This window comes from Bradyrhizobium sp. GCM10028915 (assembly GCF_042666195.1).
Lineage (GTDB): Bacteria > Pseudomonadota > Alphaproteobacteria > Rhizobiales > Xanthobacteraceae > Bradyrhizobium > Bradyrhizobium canariense_D.
Genome location: NZ_JBHTFN010000071.1, coordinates 92,105 through 116,641, shown reverse-complemented (window position 1 = coordinate 116,641; position 24,537 = coordinate 92,105). Strand labels below are relative to the sequence as shown.

Genomic DNA, 24,537 nt, shown 5'->3' with positions numbered 1-24,537 from the left:
ATGCTGCCTGTCTTCATCAAGTAACGTAGGTTAAGGTGGGAACCGCCATGCGGTTCGGTTCCAATATGAAAAAATGTAAATCATAGTTCCGCTCAAGTGGCTCGACGGGGGGATCATCTTGACTGCAATCCGCGGCGCCGCCGCTATCACCGGAGCGGCAAGCGGCATCGGCCGCGCACTGGCGATCGAACTTGCACGGCGCGGCTGCGATCTCGCGCTCGCCGATCGCGACGAGCCCGGGCTGAAGACGCTCGCGGCCGAGATCGGCGCCGCAAGCAAGCTCAGCCTGAATCGCGTCGATGTCAGCGAGCCCGACGACATCGCGCAATTCGCGCGTGAGGCGGCCACCGCGCATCCCGCACTTGGCATCGTCATCAACAATGCCGGCGTTGCACTGATGGGATCGTTCGAGGAGATCGACCAGGCGCAGATGGACTGGCTGTTCGACATCAATTTCTGGGGCGTGGTGCACGGCACGCGCGCCTTCCTGCCGCATCTGAGGACGAGGCCAGAGGCGCACATCGTCAATTTGTCCTCGATCTTCGGCATCATCGCCTCGCCGGGACAGTCGGCCTATGCCGCGGCGAAATTCGCGGTGCGCGGCTTTTCCGAGAGCGTGCGGCATGAGCTGGCCATGGCGGGCAGCCCTGTCAGGCTGTCGGTCGTGCATCCTGGCGGCGTCGCCACCGCCATCGCCCGCAACTCGCGCACCGGGGTCGGCGTCACCGACAACGCACGCCGGTCGCAATCGATCGAGCGGTTCGAGAACGCGGCAAGGACCACGCCCCGGGACGCCGCGCTGCGCATCATCAAGGGCATCGAGAGAAACGAGCCGCGCATCCTGATCGGCAACGACGCCCGCTTCATGGATCTCCTGCAGCGCTTCCGCCCGGCAACGTACTGGGCGCCGTTGCAGCGCAAGCTGGAGAGGATGGCGAAGGGGACGGAGTGAAGGGCGCCGTCGAATTAAACCGTCGTCCTGGCGAGCGTTCACGGACCTCTCCGTTGTCATTCCCCGCGAAGGCGGGGAATCCAGTACGCCGCAGCCTCTCCGTATTCTCGCGCGGTCTCTGGAATACTGGATCGCCCGCCTTCGCGGGCGATGACACCAAGTATGTGCGCGAGTGCTCCGTCTCTTTGGCTCCCCTCACTGCCCCGCCAGCCGATCGGCAAAATACCCGATCGTCTTGCGATAGATCACCGCCCTGTTCCATTCGCGCATGGCCTCGAAATTGGCGGTGCCTTCGCTGTAGGGCTGGCCCATCTTGAAGCCGCTGGTGTGGAGCAGGTTCGCGGTCGAGGCGAGCACGTCGGGGACGCTGTGGCGGAGATCGACGTGGCCGTCGCCGTCGAAATCGACGCCGTACTTGATGTAGGAGGAGGGCAGGAACTGGGTCTGGCCGATCTCGCCGGCATAGGCGCCGATCAGGTCGCGCAGCGGCAGGTCACCGCGCTGCACGATCTTCAGCGCCGCGAGCAGCTCGCCCTGGAATAGCTCGGTGCGGCGGCAGTCATGCGCGAGCGTCGCCAGCGTGCGGACCACCGGCAGCTTGCCGATGTCGCCCTTGCCGAAATCGCTCTCCAGCCCCCAGATCGCAACCAGGATATAGCGGGGCACGCCGAACTGCTGCTCGATGCGTGAGAGCAGCGCGGCATGGCGCTGCAACAGCGCCTTGCCGCCATTGATGCGGCCGGGGCCGACGCGGGTCGAGACATACTGCTCGAAGCTCTTGTTGAAGGTGTAGCGCTGGCGCCGGTCGAAGGCGAGCACCGCGCCGTCCTGCTGCACGCCGCTGAGCGCCGCGCTGGTCACGCTCGCCGAGACGCCGGCGGCCTGCGCTTCCGAGGCCATGCTGGCGACAAAGCTGTTGAAGTCGCCGCCGCAGCGCGCGGCTTGCGCCGATCCGCCGGCCAGACAGGCGATGAAGGCGATGGCCAAGGCGTATTTCGACATTCGGATGAATCCTACAGGGAATGGGCGGGAGAGCGGCGCGCGATCATGCCCGGGAACCAGATTCGCGTCAAAGCGGCAAATCCTCACCAGAACCAATCGCATCCTGGCTCGACGAATGAAGTCCGATGTCGCGACCACTGCATATCTCATGCGCTCGCTGCGGCATCGCAGCGCCAGCGATTTGCCTTGCCATGGCATGGCGCCGGTTATAACATTCTATTCTAGGTTGTCGCCCCGCCAGCCCCGGGCGACGCTGAAGACCAAAATAAACGGCGGGCTTCGCGGCCCGCCGTTTGTTGAGGCAAGGGTGAGGCAAGGATCTCCTAAGGAGCGCATCGGGTTTTACGAAGCGTTGGACTCTTCCGCTCGACATCGAGGCGCCTCGTAAATGGGTTCGTCGATCGATCGCGCAGCTGGTTCTGCCGCTGCAGGGTCCGCGCCCAGCCACCGGAAACCTGCCAAAGTCATTTGACTATGGCCCCCTGATCGACGAAAAGCCGGCCATGGCCAAAAAACCCGGAACCAATCCCAAGGGCGAATTCGCCTTTTTCAACGTCTTCTATGAAGACGGCTCACAACGCTCCAACCGGCGCGTGCCCGCCGAATTGCTCGGCGGCCTCGACGGCGACGAGCCGGCCCGCGCCTATATCATGGAGCAGGACCGCGAGATCGCCGAAAAATCCGGCCGCCCGGCGCTTGAGATCAAGAACCTCGAGCGGGTCGGCGCGAAGAAGAAATAGGTCGACCCAGGCAGGCGCTCACCAGCGCCCGCTCCGCCTGTTCCAGGCAAACAGCAGATCGGCAAACCGATCATAGAAGAACCGGGTGAACGGCAGCGCCACGCGATTGCCGAACAACCCCGCAAGCCACCCCTCCCCCGGGGTCAGCGTCCAGAGCGCAATCGCGACATCCGCACCGACGATGAGTTGGCCGGTCTCGTCGGTCGCATGCAGGCGGCGCCTGATGTCGTCGAGCGTGGCGCCAAAGTGCCCCAGCGCATCGGGCTGCTCGTTGATATCCCTGAATTCGATCGTGCCCGCGCGCACCAGCGCCAACAGCTTGTTGCGCTGCCAGTCGATGCCGGCATCGCAGACAGGGCAACGGGTGTTGTACCAGACGGTGAGGTGAGCCGGCATCATCAAAGCATAGATGTTCGATCCTTGCGACGTCGAGGCTAGAGCCATCCACCCGGAATTCCAGAATCGATGCGCCTCTCTCGTCGGATGTATATTCGATTGGAAAAGCATGAGCCTCTTTGGGCTGAACGCTGTCGAACTAGGCATGAACGAAAACGGCGGGCTTTCGCCCGCCGTTCTTGTTTCAACAGCCAAGTGGCGGCGTTTGAACTAGTTATCCAGGAACGACCGCAGCTTCCGCGACCTTGACGGGTGCTTCAGCTTGCGCAGCGCCTTCGCTTCGATCTGACGAATACGCTCTCTCGTCACCGAGAACTGCTGGCCGACTTCTTCCAGCGTATGGTCGGTGTTCATGCCGATGCCGAAGCGCATGCGCAGCACGCGCTCTTCGCGCGGGGTGAGCGAGGCCAGCACGCGCGTGGTGGTTTCGCGCAGGTTCGACTGGATCGCGGCGTCGATCGGCAGGATCGCGTTCTTGTCCTCGATGAAATCGCCGAGGTGTGAATCCTCTTCGTCACCGACGGGCGTCTCCAGCGACAACGGCTCCTTGGCGATCTTGAGGACTTTTCGCACTTTCTCCAGCGGCATGCCGAGCTTTTCGGCCAATTCCTCAGGAGTGGGCTCGCGGCCGATCTCGTTGAGCATCTGCCGCGAGGTGCGCACGATCTTGTTGATCGTCTCGATCATGTGCACGGGGATGCGGATGGTGCGCGCCTGGTCGGCGATCGAGCGGGTGATCGCCTGCCGGATCCACCACGTGGCGTAGGTCGAGAACTTGTAGCCGCGGCGATACTCGAACTTGTCGACCGCCTTCATCAGACCGATGTTGCCTTCCTGGATCAGGTCGAGGAACTGCAGGCCGCGGTTGGTGTATTTCTTGGCGATCGAGATCACGAGACGGAGGTTGGCTTCCACCATCTCCTTCTTGGCCTGGCGGGCTTCGCGCTCGCCCTTCTGCACCGAGTGCACGATCTTGCGGAACTCGATGATCTCCAAGCCGGTCAGCGCCGCGAGCTGATGCACCTCGTGGCGGAGGTCCTTGATGCGGTCCTTCTCGTGATGGACGAAGTTCTTCCAGCCCTTGGCCGACAGCTTCGAGACACGGTTGAGCCAGCGCGGATCGAGCTCCGAGCCGGTGTAGTTGCGCAGGAAGTCTTCGCGCGCGACGCCGTGGCTGTCGGCAAGGCGCATCAGGCGGCCCTCATGCGAGACGAGGCGCTTGTTGATGTCGTAGAGCTGCTCGACGAGACTGTCGATACGCGCCTGGTTCAGGCGCAGCGACTTCACCTCGACGATGATCTCGTCCTTGAGCTTGCGGTATTTGCGCTCTTGGTGCGGCGAGAGCGAGGGCCCGTGCGAGGTGCTCTCGAGCTGGTTCTGGATGTCCTGCTCTTGCAGCTTGCGCAGCTTCTTGTAGCTGTCGGCGATCTTGTCGAAGATCTCGACGACCTTCGGCTTGAGCTCGGCCTCGATCGCCGCAAGCGACATCTGGTTCTCGAACTCGTCGTCCTCGTCCATGTCGGCTTCGGCGGCGGATTCCGCCGGATCCTTCGCGGCGTCGCCGACATTGCCGGGCGCAGGCGCGGCGCGGAACGGGGTCGGCGCCGGCGGTGCGGCCGGCGGCGCGACATGCGCGGGCGCGGCGCCGGTGGCCTGGCCGCCTTCGGCCGTCGCTTCACCGGTCTCGCCGTTCGGACCGGCGATCATCGCATTGTTCATGCCGGCCTTGGCATCGGGCCCGGCATAGGTGGCTTCGAGATCGATGATGTCACGAAGAAAGATTTTTCCTTCGTTGAGCTCGTCGCGCCAGATGATGATGGCCTGGAAGGTCAGCGGGCTTTCGCACAGACCTGCGATCATCGCCTCGCGGCCGGCCTCGATGCGCTTCGCAATCGCAATTTCGCCTTCGCGCGACAGCAGCTCGACGGTGCCCATCTCGCGCAGATACATGCGCACGGGATCGTCGGTGCGCTCGCCCGGCTCGCTCTTCTTGACCTCGGTGACGGCCTTCTGGGTGACTTCGACGAGCTCGTTGTCGGTCTCGTCCTCGCCGCCCTCGTCCTTGTCCTCCTCGCCTTCGCTATCGTCGGCTTCGGTGACGTTGATGCCCATGTCCGAGAGCATGGACATGATGTCCTCGATCTGCTCGGGAGAGGTCTGGTCGGACGGCAAAACTTCGTTGAGCTGATCGAAGGTCACGAAGCCGCGCTTCTTGGCCTGCTTGATCATCTTCTTCACGGCCGCGTCGGACAGATCGAGCAACGGCGAGGGCGCGTCCTGGGAGTCCTTCTCCGGCGCGTCCGCTGCCTTGTCGTCTTTTTCCTTGTCCTTCGCCTGCAGCGTCTTTGCCTTGGTGGCCATCCATTGCTCCTAAACGCGTTTCACACAGACGTTCGCCGCGCCCGCGCAAAATCACTTGAATCTGTTGCTCGATGCTCTCGCTTCGTCAGATCTCGACACGGAAAGGGCGGCGCGGACCTCTTGTCGCCACCCCCGACCTTTCACTCGCCGGATTTGCCTAACGCTTCGTAGAGCCTCTTTGTCGCAGCGGATACAGGTGTAGTGCCAACAGCAATTGCGCGGATTCATTCCTGACGCGTCTGTTCTGCCTGCGGCCGCCTGGTGGCCAAAGTGCTACAAGACCGTTAAGCCTCGATTAACCCTGTTTTTGCCGCCAAACCTCGGATTTGGCGAGTCTTTTAGCGGTTCCGGTCCCGGCCGTCCGCATGATTCTTTCATCACACGCTCTTCTGGAACCGGCCCGACAGCTCGCCAAAACCCTCGATCAGGGCCTCGGTGCCGTCGACTTCGCCTATCCGAGCCTTGACGTCGCGCAGCCACGCCATGTTGGCCTCGCTGGGATCATCCCCCAAGGCCAGCTCGGCGTCTTTCAGCTCTCTAAGTAGTGAATGGTACTGCCGATGCAAGGCGACCAGCTGATGCCAGGTGGAGAGAACGTCGTCCCGTGCGGCGCCCTCACGGGCGCCCCACACCGCCGCGGTCGTGATACCGCTCTCAACCCTTTGAAGAGCCTGCGAAAATCCGCCCTTCTCGAGATCGCTGCGCATCTTCTCGGCGAGCTCGCCGGGGTCCGGCGAATGGTGATGGTCGTTGGCAAAGGCGGCGATGATGCCGGCCCGGAGCTTATGGACCTCGGGATGGGCGAGCTCCAGGGCCGCGACTTCCTCGAGATGATCGTGCAGCAGCCAGGGGTGATTGATCAGGATTTGCAGGATCAGGGCCTCCCGGCGGGAGATGGCGCTGCGCTGGCCGCGCATGATCGGGCTTGCCGCGAGCTGCGCGCTCGCCGCCTGGTAGGGTCCGGAGGGCAGCTGGATGGGCCCGGGTGGGCCGCGGCGGCCTCCAAATCCCTGACCGCCGAATCGATTCGCGCCTCCCCCACCGCGGGGCTGGAACTGACGGCCGGCCGAGCCGGGGCGGAAATTGCCACGGCCGCCGCCGAAGCCGCCGCGTGCGCCTTCGGGGGCAAAGGCGCGCTGAAGCCGCTCGGCAAGATCCTGCCGGTAATAGCGCCGCACCACCTCGTCGCGGATGCCGTTGGAGAGCTCCTTGATGCGCGCCTCTAGCGCGGCGCGGCGCTCGGGCGTGGCGAAATTGCCGCCTTCGAGCTCGCGCGACCAGATCATCTCGGCGAGCGGACGCGCCGCCGCGATCACCTCCTCGATCGCGCCACGACCGCCGGAGCGCACGAGATCGTCGGGGTCCTGCCCTTCCGGCAGCAGGGCGAAGCGCAGACTCTTGCCGGGCGCGAGGAAGGGTAAGGCGAGATCCGCGGCACGATAAGCGGCTTTCTGGCCGGCGCGGTCGCCGTCGAAGCAGAGGATCGGCTCGTCCGCCATTTTCCAGAGCAGCGCGAGCTGGTTTTCAGTGAGCGCGGTGCCGAGCGGCGCCACGCTGCCGGCAAAGCCCGCGGTGACCATGGCGATGACGTCGACATAGCCTTCGACCACGATGAGGGGGCTGCCGTCATGGGTGGCTTTGCGCGCGGTCTGGTGGTTGTACAGATTGTCGCCCTTGTGGAAGAGCGGCGTCTCCGGCGAGTTCAGGTACTTGGCCGGAACGTCCTTCTCCAGCGCGCGCCCGCCGAAGGCGATGACGCGGCCGCGCAGATCCATGATCGGAAACATCACGCGATCGCGGAAGCGATCATAGGGCACCGGGATGTCGTTGCCGGCCACCAGCATGCCGGTTTCGACCATGTCGTCGACGGAGACGCCGAGCTTGCCGAGATGCTCTTTCAGCGCAAAGCGATCAGGTGGCGCATAGCCCAGCCGAAACTGCAATTGCGTCGCCGGCGAGATCGCGCGGTCGGCGAGATAGCCGCGCGCCTTGGCGCCGACGCGCGAGGCCAGCGTCTCGGCAAAGAACTTGGCGGCGAGATCCATGACGTCATGCAGCGAGCGGCGCCGCTGCTCCTGACGCGCCGCATCCGGCGTCACCGCTGGCAGCGGCAGGCCCGCCATATTGGCGAGCCGCTCCACGGCCTCCGCGAACGGCAGGCCGTCGGTCTCCATCATGAAGCTGATGATGTCGCCGTGCTTGCCGGAGGAGAAGTCGTGGTAAAAGCCCTTCTGGTCGTTGACGTAGAAGGACGGCGTCTTTTCCTGCTGGAACGGCGACAGCCCCTTCCACTCTCGCCCCGCCTTCTTCAGTTTGACGCGCTTGCCCACGACTTCGGAGACCGAAAGCCGGGCCCGAAGCTCGTCGAGGAATTGGGGCGTGAAGCGCATCAGGTTGATTTCTGGGGTGAGTCGGGCGTTTTGCCAACGAATAGGCATATAAGGATGCCCCCGGGAAATACGATGCACTTAGGGCTTCTCCCGGCTATTCACAGGTCGAAGATTCGACGGAAAGCTTGAACCCGCCCCGGTTCCACGCTTCCATGGGGGCCATGTTCAGGACCTTCCGAGGCGGCCAGAGCGGGGGTTGGCGCATCACCTCGATTTCGCCGGTGACGGGCGAGCCCCTCGCCTTCATGCCAACGCTGTCGGTCACCGACAGCGAGGCCATCGCGTTGCCGCTGGTGCCCTCGCGCAATGCCTGGCGCCTGGTCGGTATCGCGAGCAGCTTGCGCTACACCGAGCGCCCGGAGAAGCAGCAACTCACTGCCGTGCAGGCCGGCCTCGGCCGGCTGGAAGCAACCAGTGCGGCGCTGATCCCGATCCGCAAGTCGCAGGCCTGGTGGGATCTGACCCAGGAAGAGCGCCGCAGGATCTTCGAGGACAAGTCGCATCACATCGCGAATAGCCTGCGCTTCCTGCCTGCGATTGCGCGGCAGCTCTATCATTGCCGCGACCTCGGCGGGCCCTTCGACTTCCTGACCTGGTTCGAATTCGCGCCCGCGCACGCCTCGCTGTTCGAGGAGCTGGTCGCAATGCTCAGGCGAACCGAGGAGTGGAGCTATGTCGAGCGCGAGGTCGACGTGCGCGCAGTGAAGGAAGTGCTGTCGGGCTAGAGCCCAAGAAAGCGGCCGGATTCGATGCGCGGCAGATCGGCGACGGGCCAGTTGTAGATGTAAGTCCAGGCCGGTGCCGTCACCCCGTCTGCACCTGTCACGTCGACCAGCTGGCGCAGATATTCGGTCGGCTCCGGAAAGCCCTCGCCGCAGGCCTCGTACATGTCGAGCTCGCGCAAGAGTTCGTCGGGCACGCGCAGGTGAAAGAGTTCGCCGTGGACGCGGTCGGACGGCACATCGGAGAGCAGCAGCCCCGGATAATGCTTCACCAGAACGAGCCGGCCGCGGCAGGTCGCTTCACCCAGAAAATCCGCGTGGCCCGCAAGCAACCGCGCCATGGGATGGTCGAAGCCGCGCATCAGCGTGCCGTAGACGAAGAGACGATTGGAGGTCATGGCCTTCTATAACCATCAATCGGCAGCGTGCAAATCGCAGCGGATCTACAAAACCTCCGCCTCGAGTGTCTCGCCGCTGCATTGCTCGTCCGACACCACCCTGATGGTCACGTCCATGGCGTCGAACGCGCCGGCAGGGCCGATATAGACGCCGTGCAGCGGGATTGCCTGGCGCGGATCGCGGGCGACCGCGACGCGGATGAGGTCGCGGGTGCCGACGATGCCGTTGGTCGGATCGAACTCGATCCAGCCCGCGCTGGGCAGGTAGACCTGGACCCAGGCATGCGTCGAACCGCCGCCGACATGGCGCTGCTCGATATCCTCCGGCAGGAAGATGTAGCCGGAGACGAATCGTGCGGCGATTCCGAGATGACGCAGCGCCTCGATCATGAACAGAGCGTAGTCGCGGCAGGTTCCGCTACCGGACTGCAAGGTGTCGAGCGGATGCTGCGTGCCCAGCTCGTGGCGCTTGCGGTACTTGAACCGCTCGCGGATACCGTGGGTCATGCCGCTCAGGATCTTGAAGGTCGGCGTCGGCGCGTCCTCGTCGAGAAAGCCGCGCGCCCATTCCGCGATCTCGCCATCGGGATCGGTATATTGCGGCGTGATGTAGTGGACGAGGTCGGGAAACTCCTCATCGTCATACGCGAAAGGATAGAAATAGGCCGAGTCGTCCGGCGTCAGCGCGAACTCCTCGACCGGATTGTGCTCGACGGTGACGTGCCAGTCGAAGATCAGCGCGTCCGCGCGCTCGTCGAAATTCGCGATCGCGACGGAATTGCCGAACACGTCGTGGATCCAGTGCAGCGACATCGGCTCGGGCGATATCTCGAGCCTGGAGTCGAGCACGCGCAGATCATGCCCGTCGCGCGGCCGCAGCATGATCCTGTGTTCGCCGAACGCCACGGGGCGGGTGTAGCGATATTCGGTCTTGTGATGAATCGTCAGCAACGGCATCGTCAGGCAATCATGGTGATGTCGGGCGGACCAATCTATAGCAATCCCGCCCGATTCTTCGGGGTGACTGCTGTTTCATTAGGCAATCAGGATGGCTTTAGACACAATCGGGGCGACCAATCAACTCCTCAGCGAGGGTGACGTCCCCCCGGTGCACGAGGTGAATGCGCAAGGGACATCGCCTTTTTTGCTCACCTCGGACCACTACGGACGGGTCCTGCCGGCTGCGCTTGGCGATCTTGGCGTCGCCGAGAACGAGCTGACGCGGCATATCGCCTGGGACATCGGCATTGGGGGTGTCGCCGACCGGCTGGCAGAGATGCTGGGCGCACATCTGATCGCCCAGCGCTATTCGCGGCTGGTGATCGACTGCAACCGCCCGCCCGCCGCCGTGAGCTCGATTCCCCTGATTTCCGAAGCAACCGCGATCCCGCGCAACGAGGGAATTTCGGAGCAGGAGCGCAAAGCGCGCCGCCGCGAGATTTTCGAGCCCTATCACCGGCATATCCATGCCGCGATCGACCGCCGCGTGCACGACAAGCGGCCGACGGTGCTGGTGTCGCTGCACAGCTTCACGCCCGTTTATGCCGGCGTCGCGCGTCCCTGGCACATCGGCGCGCTCTACAATCGCGACACCGTGCTGCCGCAGCTGCTGCTCAGGCATCTCCGCAGCGAGGGCGATCTCGTCGTGGGCGACAACGAGCCCTATGCGGTGAACGACCTCACCGACTACACCATCCCCGTGCACGGCGAAGCTCGCGGCCTCGCCAATACCGGCATCGAGATCCGCCAGGATCTGATCGCCGACCAGTCTGGCCAGCAACAATGGGCCGAGCGGCTGGCGCGGATTTTTGCAGAGATCGAGGTTGAGCTGCGGGCGGAAAGGCTGGTCGATTAGCCCGACGGCGGTTATTTCGCCCTGGTCAGCGCCAGCCAGATGCCGCCGCCGATCATGAAGCCGCCGGAGATGCGCGACATCATGCGGGTGCGGCGAGCCGAGAAGAACTTCCGGGCCCGCCCCGCGGCGATGGCGTAGAGCGCGTCCGTCATCACCGCAGTGACCATGAAGGTGGCTCCCAGCAGCGCGACCTGCGGGAAGTGGTCGCGGTTCATGTCCATGAACTGCGGGATGAAGGCGCCGAAGAACACCAGCACCTTCGGGTTCGACAGCAGCACCAGGAAACCTTGCAGGAAGAATCCGCCGCGCGGCGGCGCCGGCGGCTCATCCACATTGACGCCCTCGACCGGCGCCCAGATCAGCTTGATGCCGAGCCAGACCAGATAGGCGGCGCCGGCAAAGCGCACCCAGTCGAACCAATACCCCATGGTCGCCATCAGCGAGGTCAGTCCGACCGCGACGATGCCGATGACGATGGCGAGGCCGGCCTGCGCACCGGCCACATTGGTCAGCGCCGCGCGCGTGCCGTGGCGCAGCCCGTTGGCGATGACGAGGGTGACGATCGGCCCCGGCAACAGCGCGAGCGCGATGCAGGCGGCAAGGAAGGCGAGATAGGCTTGCAGAGACATCATGGGGAGGACTCGCTGGGAGCGGTTTGCGGCATTAATGCATGGCGAGGGCGGGAACGGAAGTCACGACCTTGCCCTTGACATGCAACCATTTGGTTGCCTATTATCGCCGCCATGGATGAGGTCTTCAAAGCGCTCGCCGATGCGTCACGACGGTCGCTGCTCGACAGGCTTCACGCCAGGAACGGCCAGACGCTGAACGAACTCTGTGAAGGCCTCGCGATGACGCGCCAGGCCGTGACCAAGCACCTTGCCATTCTGGAAGAGGCCAATCTGGTCACGACCATCAGGCACGGCCGCGAGAAGCTGCACTATCTCAATCCGGTTCCGATCCATCAGATCGGCGAACGCTGGATCAAGAAATTCGAGCGCGGCAAGCTCGCCGCACTCGGCGAGTTGAAACGCCAGTTGGAGAAGCGTGATGAGTAAGCCGCAATTCGTCTATGTCACCTACATCGAGACAACGCCAACGAGGCTGTGGGAGGCGCTGACATCGAGCGAGTTCACCAAGCAATACTGGTTCGGCGCCGAGGTCAGGTCCGACTGGAAAATCGGCTCCCCTTTCGCGCTGCTGCTGGACGGCGAGACCACCGATTCCGGCGAGATCCTCGAAGCCGATCCGCCGCGGCGGCTGTCTTACAGCTTCAAGCACCAAAAATACGAGGAGCTGCGCGGTGAGCCGATCTCGCGGGTGGTCTTTACCATCGAACCGTTCGGCTCGCTCGTGCGTTTGACGGTGCTGCATGACGGCTTCGTCGAAGGCGGCAAATATTTTGGCGCCGTTTCCAACGGGTGGCCGGCGATCCTGTCCGGGCTCAAGAGCCTGCTGGAAAGCGGCAAGGTGCTGGCCATTCCGCACGCAGCCCTCAACAAGGGATTCGATGCAAAATGAACTTAGATCAGTTCAAACCGCTCACCGTCTACACGATTTACATCGCCGCGACGCCGGACCAGGTGTGGGAGGCGCTGACCTCCACCGAGTTCAGCCGCAAATACTTTTCCGGCTTTGCGGTCGAGATGGAGCCAAGACTCGGCGGCAAATTCGTCGTGCGCGCGCCTGATGGCTCGGAACACATTTCGGGAGATGTGTTCGAATACGATCCGCCGAACAAGCTGACGGTGACGTGGAACGTCAACTGGCCCGACCTCGTCGCAAAGCTCGGCGCGACGCTTGTCACTTACGAGATTGAACAAGCCGGCGAGGCCGTCCGCCTCACCATGAGCGAACACCACGACCGCCCGCTCAGCGACGACATCCTTTCCGGCGGCCGCACCGGCTGGCCCGCAATCCTGTCGGGGCTGAAGAGCCTGCTGGAAACAGGCAAGGCGCCGCAGATCAAGATGGCGCCGCCGGCGCAGATGCTGGAAGCGTTGAAGGCGATGGGTATCAAGACGCCGTAGCGGGCGAACTCCGTGTCGTCATCGCTTCTTCTTCACCGGAGGCGGATTGATTTCGTCGATCTTGCGACTGCAATCCGCTTCCGAGTCGTGCGGGCCCGAGACAAAGGTCCCGCTGACCTTGATCGCGTACCAGCCCGACTCGACGCCGAGCCGGAGCGCTTCTTCTGTCTTGACGTGCCGTGGCGAGAGAGCTTGCATCGGTTGAGTTTGCATCGGGTGCTTTCGGTTGGCGTTCGATCTCATGATCGATCGCGGTGAAACCTTCAGGTGTCCGCGGCACGCGCCTGCCGCGTCCAACTCACCGCTGGAGTGGGCAATATGCGCGACGACCGCTGTTACGACGTCGCTACGAGTCGGCTCCGCCGGTGCGAGGGAATGAGGCGCTTCACGTCGCGCGAATAGTCGTGGCGCTGCATAGGCGCAGAAACGACAGATCTTTCGACATTCCCGCACCGTGCGCGCAATCGCCGCAATTAGCTATCATTTTCTCGCCCGTGCCGCACTTTTGAGGCGCCAATTGCCGCCCGCGACCGAATAAGCCGTCAAAGCCTTGTGATCGGCCGCTTCGTAGCCATGTTACGAGCTTAGCCAAGGGAAAATCGTATGAAGCTCCGCGTCGGGTTTGAGATGCTGTACGAATTCCCGCAGCCCACGCCTATGATCATGGTGCTGGGCACGCACTTCACCCGCGCCTCCGATGTCATCGTGCCCGACCTGCTGACCACTAGACCGTCGGTGCCGATCACTCCCTATCGCGATCTCTTCGGCAATTGGTGCAGCCGCATCGTGGCGCCGGCTGGCGCCTTTCGCCTTGCCGGCGACGGCGTCGTGAGCGACAGCGGCCTGCCCGACCCAGTGTTCCCGAACGCGGCTCAGCACGCCGTCGAGGCGCTGCCGACCGACACGCTCGTCTATCTGCTCGGCAGTCGCTACTGCGAGACCGATCGCCTGTCGGATATCGCATGGAAGTTGTTCGAGCACACGCCGCCCGGCTGGGCGCGGGTCCAGGCCATCTGCGATTTCGTTCATCGTCACATCGCCTTCGGCTATGAGCACGCGCGCGCGACCAAGACGGCGCGGGAAGCCTACGACGAAGGCAAGGGCGTGTGCCGCGACTATGCTCATCTTGCCATCGCGTTCTGCCGCTGCATGAACATCCCCGCGCGTTACTGCACCGGCTATCTCAGCGACATCGGCACGCCGAAGCCCTGGGCCGTGGGAGATTTCGCCGGCTGGTTCGAGGCTTATCTCGGCGGAAGCTGGCACATGTTCGATCCGCGCAACAACACGCCGCGGATCGGCCGCGTGTTGATCGCACAAGGACGCGATGCCGCGGACGTCCCGATCACCCAAACCTTCGGTCCGAATACCCTTGTCAATTTCAAGGTATGGACCGACGAGGCTGCCTGATGACAGACAGCAGCGTTGCGCTCAGCGCCGATGAATTTGCGTCCTTGGCCGAGATCGGCAAGGGCAAGGCGCAAGGCGAAATCCCGCAAGCGCACGGCGAGCGCCTGACCAACCTCGGTTATGCAACCAGGCGCCTCGGCGAACTCGAACTGACCTCATCCGGCGAACGCCTGCTGGCAATGGGCGAATAGCTCGCTGCCATTGCGTCCGGCTTCCTGCTACGCCACCGGCACCACGATCCGCCGATAAAGATGCCAGGTCGCGTGCCCGAGCACGGGCAGCGTCACGACCAGCCCCAGAAAATACGGCAGCGCCGAGACGATCAGGACCATCACGATCACCGCAGCCCAGCCAATCATCGGCAGCGGGCTGGCGACGACCGCGCGCACGCTCGTCACCATCGCCGTGACGAAATCGACCTCGCGATCGAGCAGCAGCGGAAACGACACCACGGTCAGCGAAAACAGGATCAGCGACAGCACCGCGCCGACCGCGTTGCCGATGCCGAGGAAGAGCAGGCCCTCGTTCGTGGTCAGCACCACCGTCATGAACTCCTGTAGGCTCGAGAACGAGGCATGCAGGCCAAGCAGCAGCGCGATCAGAAGCCGCACCTGATACATCCAGACCACGAACACGAACAGCGTGACGAAGGCCATCCAGCCGATCTCGCTGCGCGCGCGCACGGCCGACCAGATCGCGCCGAGCGAGACGGGCTCGCCGCGCTCGCGACGGCGGCTGACTTCATAGAGCCCGATCGCCACGAATGGCCCGAGCAGCGCGAAGCCGGCGGCCAGCGGATAGACCAGATAGACCATGCCGAACGCAGTGAAGCACAGCATGATGGCGATGCCGCCGGCGGCGTAGAGCGTACCGAAGCAGAGGCCGTAAAGCGGCAGCGCCTGGAAATCCCGCAGGCCTTCGACCAGCGCCTCGGCGATATCGGTCGCCGCGACGGGACGCACCACCCGATCGACCTTGCCCGAAATGGACATCAGCTTCCTCCTCGTTCGCCGGCGCGATCTCCGTCGCACGCGGACCTCGATCTTAGCGTCCCCGCGGCCGGTGCGCACGCGCGAGTTGATGGCCGGACGATGGTATCTCGAAGCCGCCGGCACAGACCCGGGAGAACCACCGCGCCGACGGCGGCGCTCCCTTCGGGAAGCTCATCCGCGCTGCCCGCGGCTCCAAATCTTTCCCCGTGGGGGACTTTTTCGACCCGATGCCTATGGACTGAGCGGCGGGTGGTGCCGCAAATTGGGTCTTTGAACGAGCGCGATGACTCGAATGGACCGTCCGACCGATGAGCTTGCGTACCCGGCTACTGATACTCGTCATCGCGGCCATGCTGGTGCCGGCGAGCCTCGTCGGGCTGCGTTTCGTGCAGAACCGGAGCAGTGAAGTCAACGCCGCCCTGGCCAATCTGGCGGCCTCGGCCGACGACATTGCGAGCGATCTGGGTGGGAAGATTCAGGGCACCGCTCAGCTTCACTACGGTCTGGCCCGCGCGCGCGACCTCGACACGCGCGACAAGGCGGCGTGCTCGGCGTTTCTGTCGGACGTGCGCGAGGAATACCCTCAGTTCACGGGAATCCTGACCATCGATCCGGACGGCAGCCTGTTCTGCGACTCGCTGCGGACCAACCGCACCCTCGATCTGAGGGATCGCGCCTATTTCAAGCAGGCCCTGGTCTCGCGCAACGTCGTGGTTGAGCCGGTATTCGGCCGGCTGACCGGAATATCGGTGCTCCAGATCGCATATCCGGTGCGATCGGAGGCGGGCGCGCTGAAGCTGGTGCTGCTTGCCTCGTTCAACCTGCGCAAATTCGCCGAGTATCACCACAAGCGGCTGCTCGCCGAGAAGGATATTCTGCTCATTGACGGCAAGGGCACCGTTCTCGTCGCTCCCTCGGGAGCCGGCTGGACCGCGCCCGTGGGCGCGTCGATCGCGGGATCCGACCTGCTCGGCTTCGCGACGGCTCCCGATCAAAAGGCATTTCAGGAAGTGACCGATCGCGACGGCCGCACGCAGGTCTGGGCCGTCGCCCACTCACCTTCGATCCGTGATGCCGGCCTCTACATCCTGGTCGGACGGTCCAAGGACGGATTGGTCGCGGCGGCGAATCGCCGGCTCTATGAGGATATGGCGATCCTCGCGGTGGCCTTGCTGCTGCTGCTGGCCGGCGTATGGATCCTCGCGACCGTGAGCGTCGGGCGCCAGGTCGGGCGGCTCGCCAACATGGCGAAGAGACTCGGGCTCGGCGATCTCAGCGCGCGAATTCCTCCTCCCCATCCGCGCGGCGAGCTGGGCGGATTGATGACCCTGCTCAACGACACTGCCGAATCGCTTGAGCAGCAACGAGCGGCCATCGCGGACCTCAACCAGAAGCTCAGCCAATCCCAGAAGATGGAGGCCATGGGTCAGCTCACCGGCGGTGTGGCGCATGACTTCAACAATCTCCTCACCGTCATTCTCGGCAATTCGGAGCACCTTGCCGACAGGCTGGCGGGGAACAAGGAGTTGCACCGGATCGCCGGCGACATCGCGACAGCTGCCGAACGCGGCTCCGACCTGACGCGGAGCCTGCTCGCCTTCGCGCGCAAGCAGCCCCTGAGGCCGCGAGACATCGACATCGGCGAAAAGATTAAGGAGGTGGAGCACTTGTTGCGCCGCCCCTTGGGCGAGCACATCGAATGCACCTTCGCGCTCGCACCGGACCTGTGGTTGATCAGCGTCGATCCCGGCCAGCTCACGACTGCGCTGCTCAATCTCGTGCTCAACGCGCGCGATGTCATGCAGTTGGGCGGCAGGCTGACCATCGAGGCGCGCAACGTCTCGCTCGGTGAATCCGACTTGGACATCAATGGCGAACCGCGACCAGGGGACTATGTCATGGTGGCCGTGATCGACACCGGCAGCGGCATGACCGCCGAGGTGGCGAGCCGGGCGTTCGAGCCGTTCTTCACCACCAAGGAGGTCGGCAAGGGGACCGGGCTCGGCCTGAGCATGGTCTACGGTTTTGTGCGGCAGTCCGGCGGGCTGGTGCAGATGCAGTCCGCACCGAGACAAGGCAGCACCGTCAGGCTGTTCTTTCCCCGCCTGGCAACACCGCCAAACGAGGACGCCTCACCCGCCGAAGGGATCGTCACGCGCGAAGGAAGCGAGACCATTCTCGTCGTCGAAGACAACGACATGGTTCGGACTTATGTCGAAAGCGAGCTGAAGACGCTCGGCTATCGCGTCATCACGGCCGCGAGCGGCCCGGCGGCGCTCGACTTGTTGCGCCAGTCCGGGGATATCGACCTGCTGTTCACCGACGTCGTGATGCCCGGCGGCATGTTCGGGCCGGAGCTTGCCCGGCAAGCAATCCAGCTGCGACCCGGGCTCAAGGTGCTCTTCACCTCCGGCTACAGCCAAAATCCGGTCTCGGCGCCCGACGCAATCGGCGATGCCCGCATCCTGACCAAGCCGTTCCGGCGGCGAGACCTCGCCGCCATGCTGCGATCTGCGCTGTCGACGCCGTCGCGGTAGTCAGGAGCGCGACGCGAGGAGAAGCGCCGCACCCAGATTGGCCACGAACAAGGCCGCGTCGATGACGAAGATCCTGAGCATCGGGCCTTTCAACACGGGCCAATAAGCGACCCCGACGCGTCCTCCGCGCAGCAGGACCGGAAGGTTGTAGGCGAACTGGCTGAAATGGCAGGCGGCAAAGAACAGGAACAGCACCAGCTGCGCTTCGACCGGCTGGAAGAAGACCGGACGGGCTGCCAGAAGGTAGAGCGACAGAAGGCCGATCGGCAGATTGATGCCGCCAAGGAATGCCACGCTGGCCGACAATGTCGGCGCGATCGGATTGGTGCGCTCTTCCCGCGGCAGGAGAATCTTCAGTGTATTGGCTTGCGCAATGCTGAACTGGATGAAGGCGCCGCCGAACCAGAGCGCGTTGAGGAGCAGCACGATATCCGAAAGACGCATGGCGGAGCCCTCCCACGGCTCGTTGGCCAGGAAAGTGGCAAAGCCCGCTCCTCATGTCAACCATGTTGACTTCAGGAATCGTCAGTTGGTGTCGGCGATCGCCTCCATCACGCCCATCCACGCAGCCGCACCTGTCGCTCCGACGCGATCGAACGCCTCGCGCAGCACCTTGCGCTCGTGGTCCGATGCGCGCTGCTCGATGCGCTGCCCCGCGGCCGTCAGGCGCAGCAGCTTCGAGCGATGCTGCTCGGGCGAGCGTTTTGAGGTCAGGAGCTTGCGCTCAAGCAACAAATTGAGCGGCCGGTTCAGGGCCTGCTTGGAAATGCCGAGGATCTCGATCAGCGAGCCGATCGCGATATCGGGCCGGCGCGCCACCACGTAGAGGATGCGATGGTGCGGGCGCGACAGTCCTTGCTTGGCGAGATATGCGTCGGCTTCGAGTGTCATGCCGCGCCAGCCGTAATACATGAGCTCCAGCGCCGCATCGAGTTCGCTCAGCTTCGCAAGTGAAGCGCGGTGAAGCCCCGCGGCTTGAGACGTCTTTGCCATTGCAGGAAGCTAACCCCTCGTCCGCAGCTCGCGCCGCAGCACCTTTCCGGTGGCGGTCATTGGAAGTGTCTCCGCGAACTCCACGAACCGTGGGTATTCGTGGGCGGCGAGTTGCACCTTGACGAACTCCTGGATCTCGCGCGCGAGTGCGTCGCTGGCGGCAAAGCCCGGGCGCAGCACGATCCAGGCCTTGATCGATTCAGTGCGGATCGGATCGGGAATGCCGACCACCGCCGCCATCGCCACCGCCGGGTGCTTCATCAGCGTGTGCTCGATTTCGGACGGGCCGACACGATAGCCGGCGGTGGTGATGACGTCGTCCTCGCGGCTGACGTACCAGAAGTAACCGTCCTCGTCCTGCACCCCGAGATCGCCGGTGAGCAGGAACTCGCCGGCATATTTCTTCGACGTTGCCTCCGGATTGCGCCAGTATTCGAGCATCGTGCAAGGACAGGGTTGGCGCACCCCGATGATGCCGCGCTGGCCACGTGGCTGCTCCTCGCCTCTGTCATTGACGATGCGGACGTCGAAACCCGGCGTCGCCTTGCCCATCGAACCGGGGCGGATCGGAAACAGATTCGCGTTGCTGCCGATCACGAGATTGCATTCGGTCTGGCCAAACACCTCGTGCGCGTCGACGCCGAAGGTCTCGCGCACCCAGCCGAGCAGCTCGCCGCCGAGGGACTCGCCGCCGGTAAAGATGCTGCGCAGCTTGATGCCGGAATGCGTCACGCCGGCCTGCCGCATCAGCTTCAGCGCGGTCGGCGGCAGGAACACATTACGCACGCCGAGATCGGCCATCATCTGCATCGCCGCTTGCGGCTCGAACTTTCGCGCGCGGTGACCGACCAGGGGAATGCCGTGGTACCAGAACGCGAACAGGCCGTTGATGAGGCCGCCGATCCAGGCCCAGTCCGCCGGCGTCCACATCAGATCGCCGGGGCGCGGCAGGAAGTTGTGGCACATCTCGACATTGGGGAGATGTCCGAGCACGACGCGGTGGGCGTGCAGCGCGCCCTTCGGATTGCCCGTCGTGCCCGAGGTGTAGATGATCAGCGCGGGATCGTCAGCAGACGTGTCCACCAGCCTGAAGTCGGGCGATGCAGCCTTGACCGAATTCCAGAACGATGTCGTACCCGCCGGCGTTCGTTCGCCAACGATGTAGACCTTCTTCAGCTCCGGCAGACGGTCGCGAATCTTCGAAAGCTTCTCCCAGCCACCCTCGTCGGTGACGATCGCCCTCGCTTGCGAGTTCGACAGGCGGAATTCCAGCGCGTCTTCGCCGAACAATGCGAACAGCGGAATGGAGATCATCGCCGAACGGAACGCGGCCATGTGCGCGATCGGCAGCTCCAGCGACTGCGACAGGAACACCGCGACGCGGTCGCCGCGGACAAGGCCATCCGCCCTCAGCACATTGGCGAAGCGGCGCGACATCTCCGCGACATCGTCGAAGGATGTGCGCGTGATGGCGCCGTTCTCATCGAGATAGACCAGCGCCAGCCGGCCGGTGCCGTCGGCGTGGCGATCGCAGCAGGCCTCCGCCAGGTTGAAGCGCGCCGGGATCTCCCAGCGGAAATTGCCGTAGAGTTCGTCATAGGTGCTGGCTTCGGTGAGCATGGCTGCGGGCGTTTCCACGGTCTCGGCGTCATGGCCGGGCTTGTCCCGGCCATCCACGTTCTTGTTTGGCCTGAGTTTAAGGGCGTGGATGCCCGGGACAAGCCCCGGGCATGACGGAGAACGCGTCTCAGCGCACCGTCCGGAAGAATTTTCTAACGTCGCCGACATAGAGCTCCGGCTGCTCGAATGCGGCGAAATGGCCGCCCTTCTCCATCTCGCTCCAATGCGTGATGTTGTGGAAGCTCGGCTCCATCCAGCGCCGCACCGGCGTGATGATCTCCCTGGGAAAGACAGCCACGCCCGTCGGCACCTTGACGACCGGCGTGGTCCGGCGCTTGCCGAAGCTTTCCCAATAGAGCCGCGCCGACGAGGTCGCCGTCTCCGTCGCCCAGTAGAGCATGACGTTGTCGAGCAGCTCGTCCTTGGTGAAGATGTTCTCGGGATGACCGTTGCAATCGGTCCAGGCCCAGAATTTTTCCAGAATCCAAGCCGCCTGCCCGCTCGGCGAATCCGTCAAGCCATAGCCGAGTGTCTGCGGCCGCGTCGATTGCTGCTTCGAATAGCCGGAGTCGAGGTCGACATAATGCTTGAGGCCGGCGAGCGCGCGCTTGTCTTCCGGCGTCGGTTCGCCCTCGACTTTCGGCGCGGCGTCGAAGGCGAGCGTGACGTGGATGCCGGCGCAATGCTCGCCGTCCTGCATGCCAAGCGAGGTCGTCACCGCCGAGCCCCAGTCGCCGCCCTGCGCGCCATAACGCGCGTAGCCGAGCCGGTCCATCAGCTTGGCCCAGGTCGCGGCGATACGATCGACGCCCCAGCCGGTGGTGTTCGGCTTGCCGGAGAACCCAAAGCCCGGCAGCGACGGACAGACGACGTGGAAAGCATCGGCGGGATTGCCGCCATGCGCGACAGGATCGACCAGCGGCGCGATCACCTTCTGGAATTCGACGATCGAGCCGGGCCAGCCATGGGTGATGATCAGCGGCAGTGCCGACGGCTCCTTCGAGCGCACATACAGGAAGTGGATGTCGAGCCCGTCGATCTCGGTGGTGAACTGCTCGAAGCAGTTGAGTTTTGCTTCGCGCGCGCGCCAGTCGTAGCCATCAGCCCAATAGGTGCAGATTTCCTGGATCCATGCCAGCGGCGCGCCCTGGCTCCAATCATCGACCAACTCCGCCTCCGGCCAGCGCGTGCGGGCGAGGCGCGACTTGAGGTCGGTGAGGACGTCGTCGCTGATGGCGATGCGGAACGGCTTGATGGCGGTCATGGGAGAGGCCCTGCTCATCGGAGGTTCTCGTCATGGCCGGGCTCGTCCCGGCCATCCACGTTCTTTCTCTCCATTTTGAAGAACGTGGATGCCCGGCACAAGGCCGGGCATGACCAGGATGATAGTCTGTCAGCTCCTGGCAAACCTTCGGCGCGGCCGCTTAGCCCGTCAGAGCAGCCTTCACCAAACCAGAGGCCTTGCCGAAATCCATCTGGCCGGCGTACTTGGTCTTCAACACGGCGATCACCTTGCCCATGTCCTTCATGCCGGCGGCGCCGGTCTCGGCGATCGCGTCCGAGATCACCTTCTTGACGTCGTCATCCGACATCTGCTTCGGCAAGTACGCGGAGATCACCGCGATCTCGTCGCGCTCCTGCGCGGCGAGTTCGGCACGGCCGCCCTTCTCGTAGAGCTCAACCGATTCCTGGCGCTGCTTGATCATCTTCTGAAACACGCCGAGCAGGTCCGCGTCCGAGAGCGGCGGCTTGCCGTTGCCGCGCGCCTCGATGTCGGCGTTCTTGATGGTCGAGTTGACCATGCGCAGCGTGGACAGCTTGCGCTCTTCCTTGGCCTTCATGGCCTCCTTGACCGCATTGTTGATGTCGTCGCGCAGCATGATCGTGATCCCCTAGAATATCCGACGCCTGATCTAGGCCGTTCGCAGCCCGGAGACAACCGGGGTTCCCAGCCATTCGACCAGCGCCCGCACCGTCGCCGCAGGCTGCTCCGGTTGCGGCAGGTGTCCGCAATTCTCCAGAACGACGAGCCTTGCGCCGGCAATGCCCTCCGCCATCTCCTTCGAGAATGCGTTGGGAATCGTGTTGTCCTGATCGCCCGTCAGCACCAATGTCGGGCATTTGATCGTCGCAAGCGTCGGCCGTGAATCCATCCGCGCGATGATCGCGGTCTGCTGCCGCAGATAGCCTTCGACGCCGACGTCATCGCCCTGCTCGTGTACGAGCTGGCGAATGCCTGCATCGTTGCGGCGCGACGGATGCACCAGTTCGGGAAACATCTCCTCGCGCGCGGCACGCAGCTCCCCGCGCCGGGCCAGCTCCATCAGGCCGCGGCGGCGTGCGGTCGCCTCCTCCGTGTCGGGCCGCGCCTGAGTGTTGATCAGCGCGAGCCTGGCCACCCGCTCGGGCGCCTGGCGCATGATCTCGAGGGCGATGTAGCCGCCCATGGAATGGCCGGCGAGCGCGAAGCGCGGCGGCGCCTCGCTCAGCACCCGCCGGGCGATCGCCGCCATGCTGTCATCGCGAATATGGTTGGCGACCATCACCGGGCCGAACTGCCACAGCGACGGGATCACCGGTGCATAGATCCGGGCCGAGGAGGCTAATCCCGGAACCAGCAGAATCGGCGTCGTCTGGTCCATTATTGCCTCCCGAGCCCCGGAATTTGCCGGAAATTATGCTGCGGAGCTTAGGGGCCCAAGCCGACCTGTCAAATATGCAAAAACGCATGTGAATCGGCGCATCTCCGCTTTGACGGCAGCGCCCGCGGGGACTATGAACCGGGCTCATGACACAACATGATAACGATCACGCTTGGCCGGACCACAAACCGACCGCGCTGTTGGTGCTTGCCGACGGCACGGTGCTCGAAGGCTTTGGCCTCGGCGCCGAAGGCCAAGCCGTCGGCGAGGTCTGCTTCAACACCGCGATGACCGGCTATGAGGAGATCCTCACCGATCCCTCCTATGCCGGCCAGCTCATCACCTTCACGTTCCCGCATATCGGCAATGTCGGCACCAACGACGACGACATCGAGACGGTGAACATGGCCGCCACGCCCGGCGCGCGCGGCGTGATCCTGCGCACCGCGATCACCGATCCCTCGAACTACCGCGCCACCAAGCACCTCGACCAGTGGCTGAAGGCGCGCGGCATCATCGGCCTTTCTGGCATCGACACCCGCGCGCTGACCGCGCTGATCCGCAACAAGGGCATGCCCAACGCCGTGATCGCGCACGCCAGGGACGGCGAGTTCGACCTGCACGGCTTGAAGGAAGAAGCGCGCGAATGGCCCGGCCTCGAGGGCATGGACCTGGTGCCAATGGTCACCTCAGGCCAGCGCTTCACCTGGGACGAGACGCCCTGGCTCTGGGACAAGGGCTTTGGCCGCCAGGACAAGCCTGAGTTCAACGTGGTCGCCATCGATTACGGCATCAAGCGCAACATTCTGCGCCTGCTCGCCGGCGTCGGCTGCAAGGTAACGGTGGTGCCGGCAACGACGTCGTCCGAGGATATCCTGGCGATGAAGCCGGATGGCGTGTTCCTGTCGAACGGTCCCGGCGATCCGGCCGCGACCGGCAAATATGCCGTGCCCGTGATCCAGGACGTGATCAAGTCGGGCACGCCGACATTCGGAATTTGCCTTGGCCATCAGATGCTCGGCCTCGCCGTCGGCGCCAAGACCAAGAAGATGCACCAGGGCCATCACGGCGCCAATCATCCCGTGAAGGACGAGACCACCGGCAAGGTCGAGATCACCTCGATGAACCACGGCTTTGCCGTCGACGAGAGCACCCTGCCGACGGGCGCGACGCAGACCCACATCTCGCTGTTCGACGGCTCCAATTGCGGCATCCAGCTCGACGGCAAGCCGGTGTTCTCGGTGCAGTACCACCCCGAGGCCTCACCGGGTCCGCGCGACTCGCACTATCTGTTCCAGCGCTTTGCCGATCTGATGCGGCAGAACAAGAGCGTGTAGGGCGCGCGCTCTCCTGCAACTGCTTTGACGACATCGAGCCCGGGCCTTCGCCCGGGCTCTTGTCGTTCCGGGCGCAGCGCAGCGCGAACCCGGAATGACAGCGGAACGAGGAACGCCGCTTAACTCCCTTCGTTGATCACTGCTACGCTCACGCAGGAGC

The 24,537-nt window shown here is 64.1% G+C and carries 26 protein-coding genes; 11 read left to right on the top strand and 15 right to left on the bottom strand.

The genetic code is table 11. From position 1 onward, the window contains the following. The first annotated feature begins 118 nt into the window (after positions 1-118). Positions 119-952, top strand: a complete 834-nt coding sequence (locus ACFQX9_RS36195) for an SDR family NAD(P)-dependent oxidoreductase (RefSeq protein WP_377791909.1) — start codon at positions 119-121, stop codon at positions 950-952. 195 nt (positions 953-1,147) lie between these two features. On the opposite strand, the gene ACFQX9_RS36190 is transcribed toward ACFQX9_RS36195, so the two are convergent. After that, entirely contained in the window at positions 1,148-1,954 is an 807-nt protein-coding gene (locus ACFQX9_RS36190; protein ID WP_018453618.1) for a lytic murein transglycosylase, read from the bottom strand. 503 nt (positions 1,955-2,457) lie between these two features. Here ACFQX9_RS36190 and ACFQX9_RS36185 point away from each other — a divergent pair. Then, entirely contained in the window at positions 2,458-2,694 is a 237-nt protein-coding gene (locus tag ACFQX9_RS36185; RefSeq protein ID WP_007614643.1) for a hypothetical protein, read from the top strand. Between the two features lie 18 nt (positions 2,695-2,712). Here the strand turns inward: ACFQX9_RS36185 and ACFQX9_RS36180 are convergent, their stop codons facing one another. From ACFQX9_RS36180 to dnaG, 3 genes are all read right to left on the bottom strand, one after another. Continuing rightward, a complete protein-coding gene (locus tag ACFQX9_RS36180; protein ID WP_377792036.1) occupies positions 2,713-3,093 on the bottom strand; it encodes a thiol-disulfide oxidoreductase DCC family protein in 381 nt (126 codons plus the stop codon). Between the two features lie 207 nt (positions 3,094-3,300). After that, positions 3,301-5,451, bottom strand: coding sequence for an RNA polymerase sigma factor RpoD (gene rpoD / locus ACFQX9_RS36175; RefSeq protein ID WP_247296166.1), 2,151 nt, complete (start codon positions 5,449-5,451; stop codon positions 3,301-3,303). Positions 5,452-5,828: 377 nt separating this feature from the next. Further along, positions 5,829-7,841: a DNA primase gene (gene dnaG, locus ACFQX9_RS36170; protein ID WP_247296168.1), complete on the bottom strand. Its 2,013-nt coding sequence runs from the start codon at positions 7,839-7,841 to the stop codon at positions 5,829-5,831. Between the two features lie 161 nt (positions 7,842-8,002). On the opposite strand from dnaG, the gene ACFQX9_RS36165 reads away from it, so the two are divergent. Further along, positions 8,003-8,566, top strand: coding sequence for a chlorite dismutase family protein (locus tag ACFQX9_RS36165; protein WP_204512324.1), 564 nt, complete (start codon positions 8,003-8,005; stop codon positions 8,564-8,566). Here ACFQX9_RS36165 and ACFQX9_RS36160 read toward each other — a convergent pair. Together ACFQX9_RS36160 and ACFQX9_RS36155 are read right to left on the bottom strand one after the other, a co-directional pair. Next, positions 8,563-8,961 (bottom strand): gamma-glutamylcyclotransferase, encoded by a 399-nt coding sequence (locus ACFQX9_RS36160; RefSeq protein WP_377791907.1) that lies wholly within the window; start codon positions 8,959-8,961, stop codon positions 8,563-8,565. The genes ACFQX9_RS36165 and ACFQX9_RS36160 overlap by 4 nt on opposite strands. Before the next feature lie 45 nt (positions 8,962-9,006). Then, on the bottom strand, positions 9,007-9,918 hold the full coding sequence (locus ACFQX9_RS36155) for a transglutaminase family protein (protein WP_018453611.1): 912 nt from the start codon (positions 9,916-9,918) through the stop codon (positions 9,007-9,009). Between the two features lie 91 nt (positions 9,919-10,009). Here ACFQX9_RS36155 and ACFQX9_RS36150 point away from each other — a divergent pair, with 91 nt between their 5' ends. After that, positions 10,010-10,816: an N-formylglutamate amidohydrolase gene (locus ACFQX9_RS36150; RefSeq protein ID WP_085360521.1), complete on the top strand. Its 807-nt coding sequence runs from the start codon at positions 10,010-10,012 to the stop codon at positions 10,814-10,816. 11 nt (positions 10,817-10,827) lie between these two features. On the opposite strand, the gene ACFQX9_RS36145 is transcribed toward ACFQX9_RS36150, so the two are convergent. Continuing rightward, positions 10,828-11,448 (bottom strand): LysE family translocator, encoded by a 621-nt coding sequence (locus ACFQX9_RS36145; protein WP_085384410.1) that lies wholly within the window; start codon positions 11,446-11,448, stop codon positions 10,828-10,830. A gap of 111 nt (positions 11,449-11,559) precedes the next feature. Between ACFQX9_RS36145 and ACFQX9_RS36140 the strand changes: the two genes are divergently transcribed. The 3 genes from ACFQX9_RS36140 to ACFQX9_RS36130 are packed head-to-tail and all read left to right on the top strand — an operon-like array spanning position 11,560 to position 12,846. After that, on the top strand, positions 11,560-11,874 hold the full coding sequence (locus ACFQX9_RS36140) for a helix-turn-helix transcriptional regulator (protein ID WP_007614659.1): 315 nt from the start codon (positions 11,560-11,562) through the stop codon (positions 11,872-11,874). Next, a complete protein-coding gene (locus ACFQX9_RS36135) occupies positions 11,867-12,337 on the top strand; it encodes an SRPBCC family protein (protein WP_377791906.1) in 471 nt (156 codons plus the stop codon). The genes ACFQX9_RS36140 and ACFQX9_RS36135 overlap by 8 nt, the downstream gene beginning before the upstream one ends. Further along, entirely contained in the window at positions 12,334-12,846 is a 513-nt protein-coding gene (locus tag ACFQX9_RS36130) for an SRPBCC family protein (RefSeq protein WP_377791904.1), read from the top strand. Before ACFQX9_RS36135 ends, ACFQX9_RS36130 begins: the two co-directional genes overlap by 4 nt. An 18-nt stretch (positions 12,847-12,864) precedes the next feature. Here ACFQX9_RS36130 and ACFQX9_RS36125 read toward each other — a convergent pair whose 3' ends face one another. Further along, the gene (locus ACFQX9_RS36125) at positions 12,865-13,089 is read right to left on the bottom strand and encodes a hypothetical protein (protein WP_007614662.1); all 225 of its coding nucleotides are present in this window, start codon (positions 13,087-13,089) and stop codon (positions 12,865-12,867) included. A 360-nt stretch (positions 13,090-13,449) separates the two neighbouring features. Here ACFQX9_RS36125 and ACFQX9_RS36120 point away from each other — a divergent pair, with 360 nt between their 5' ends. Both ACFQX9_RS36120 and ACFQX9_RS36115 read left to right on the top strand, forming a co-directional pair. Next, a complete protein-coding gene (locus ACFQX9_RS36120) occupies positions 13,450-14,256 on the top strand; it encodes a transglutaminase family protein (RefSeq protein WP_085349611.1) in 807 nt (268 codons plus the stop codon). Continuing rightward, positions 14,256-14,447, top strand: a complete 192-nt coding sequence (locus ACFQX9_RS36115) for a hypothetical protein (RefSeq protein ID WP_377791902.1) — start codon at positions 14,256-14,258, stop codon at positions 14,445-14,447. Before ACFQX9_RS36120 ends, ACFQX9_RS36115 begins: the two co-directional genes overlap by 1 nt. Positions 14,448-14,474: 27 nt before the next feature. Here ACFQX9_RS36115 and ACFQX9_RS36110 read toward each other — a convergent pair whose 3' ends face one another. Continuing rightward, entirely contained in the window at positions 14,475-15,248 is a 774-nt protein-coding gene (locus ACFQX9_RS36110; protein WP_377791901.1) for a DUF2189 domain-containing protein, read from the bottom strand. Positions 15,249-15,556: 308 nt separating this feature from the next. Here ACFQX9_RS36110 and ACFQX9_RS36105 point away from each other — a divergent pair, with 308 nt between their 5' ends. Further along, positions 15,557-17,785, top strand: a complete 2,229-nt coding sequence (locus ACFQX9_RS36105) for an ATP-binding protein (RefSeq protein WP_377791899.1) — start codon at positions 15,557-15,559, stop codon at positions 17,783-17,785. Here the strand turns inward: ACFQX9_RS36105 and ACFQX9_RS36100 are convergent, their stop codons facing one another. The 6 genes from ACFQX9_RS36100 to ACFQX9_RS36075 form a co-directional block, all read right to left on the bottom strand. Next, entirely contained in the window at positions 17,786-18,229 is a 444-nt protein-coding gene (locus ACFQX9_RS36100) for a hypothetical protein (protein WP_018453601.1), read from the bottom strand. Positions 18,230-18,310: 81 nt separating this feature from the next. Beyond that, entirely contained in the window at positions 18,311-18,778 is a 468-nt protein-coding gene (locus tag ACFQX9_RS36095; RefSeq protein ID WP_018453600.1) for a MarR family winged helix-turn-helix transcriptional regulator, read from the bottom strand. A 9-nt stretch (positions 18,779-18,787) separates the two neighbouring features. Further along, positions 18,788-20,398, bottom strand: coding sequence for an acyl-CoA synthetase (locus ACFQX9_RS36090; protein ID WP_204512330.1), 1,611 nt, complete (start codon positions 20,396-20,398; stop codon positions 18,788-18,790). 127 nt (positions 20,399-20,525) lie between these two features. Then, a complete protein-coding gene (locus ACFQX9_RS36085) occupies positions 20,526-21,662 on the bottom strand; it encodes an epoxide hydrolase family protein (RefSeq protein WP_377792035.1) in 1,137 nt (378 codons plus the stop codon). A 160-nt stretch (positions 21,663-21,822) separates the two neighbouring features. Continuing rightward, positions 21,823-22,278, bottom strand: coding sequence for a GatB/YqeY domain-containing protein (locus tag ACFQX9_RS36080; protein ID WP_018453597.1), 456 nt, complete (start codon positions 22,276-22,278; stop codon positions 21,823-21,825). A gap of 33 nt (positions 22,279-22,311) precedes the next feature. Continuing rightward, complete coding sequence (locus tag ACFQX9_RS36075) at positions 22,312-23,040, bottom strand: alpha/beta fold hydrolase (protein ID WP_085360533.1); 729 nt, start codon at positions 23,038-23,040, stop codon at positions 22,312-22,314. A gap of 146 nt (positions 23,041-23,186) precedes the next feature. Here ACFQX9_RS36075 and carA point away from each other — a divergent pair, with 146 nt between their 5' ends. Then, a complete protein-coding gene (gene carA / locus ACFQX9_RS36070) occupies positions 23,187-24,377 on the top strand; it encodes a glutamine-hydrolyzing carbamoyl-phosphate synthase small subunit (RefSeq protein WP_026232561.1) in 1,191 nt (396 codons plus the stop codon). The last annotated feature ends 160 nt before the right edge of the window (positions 24,378-24,537 follow it).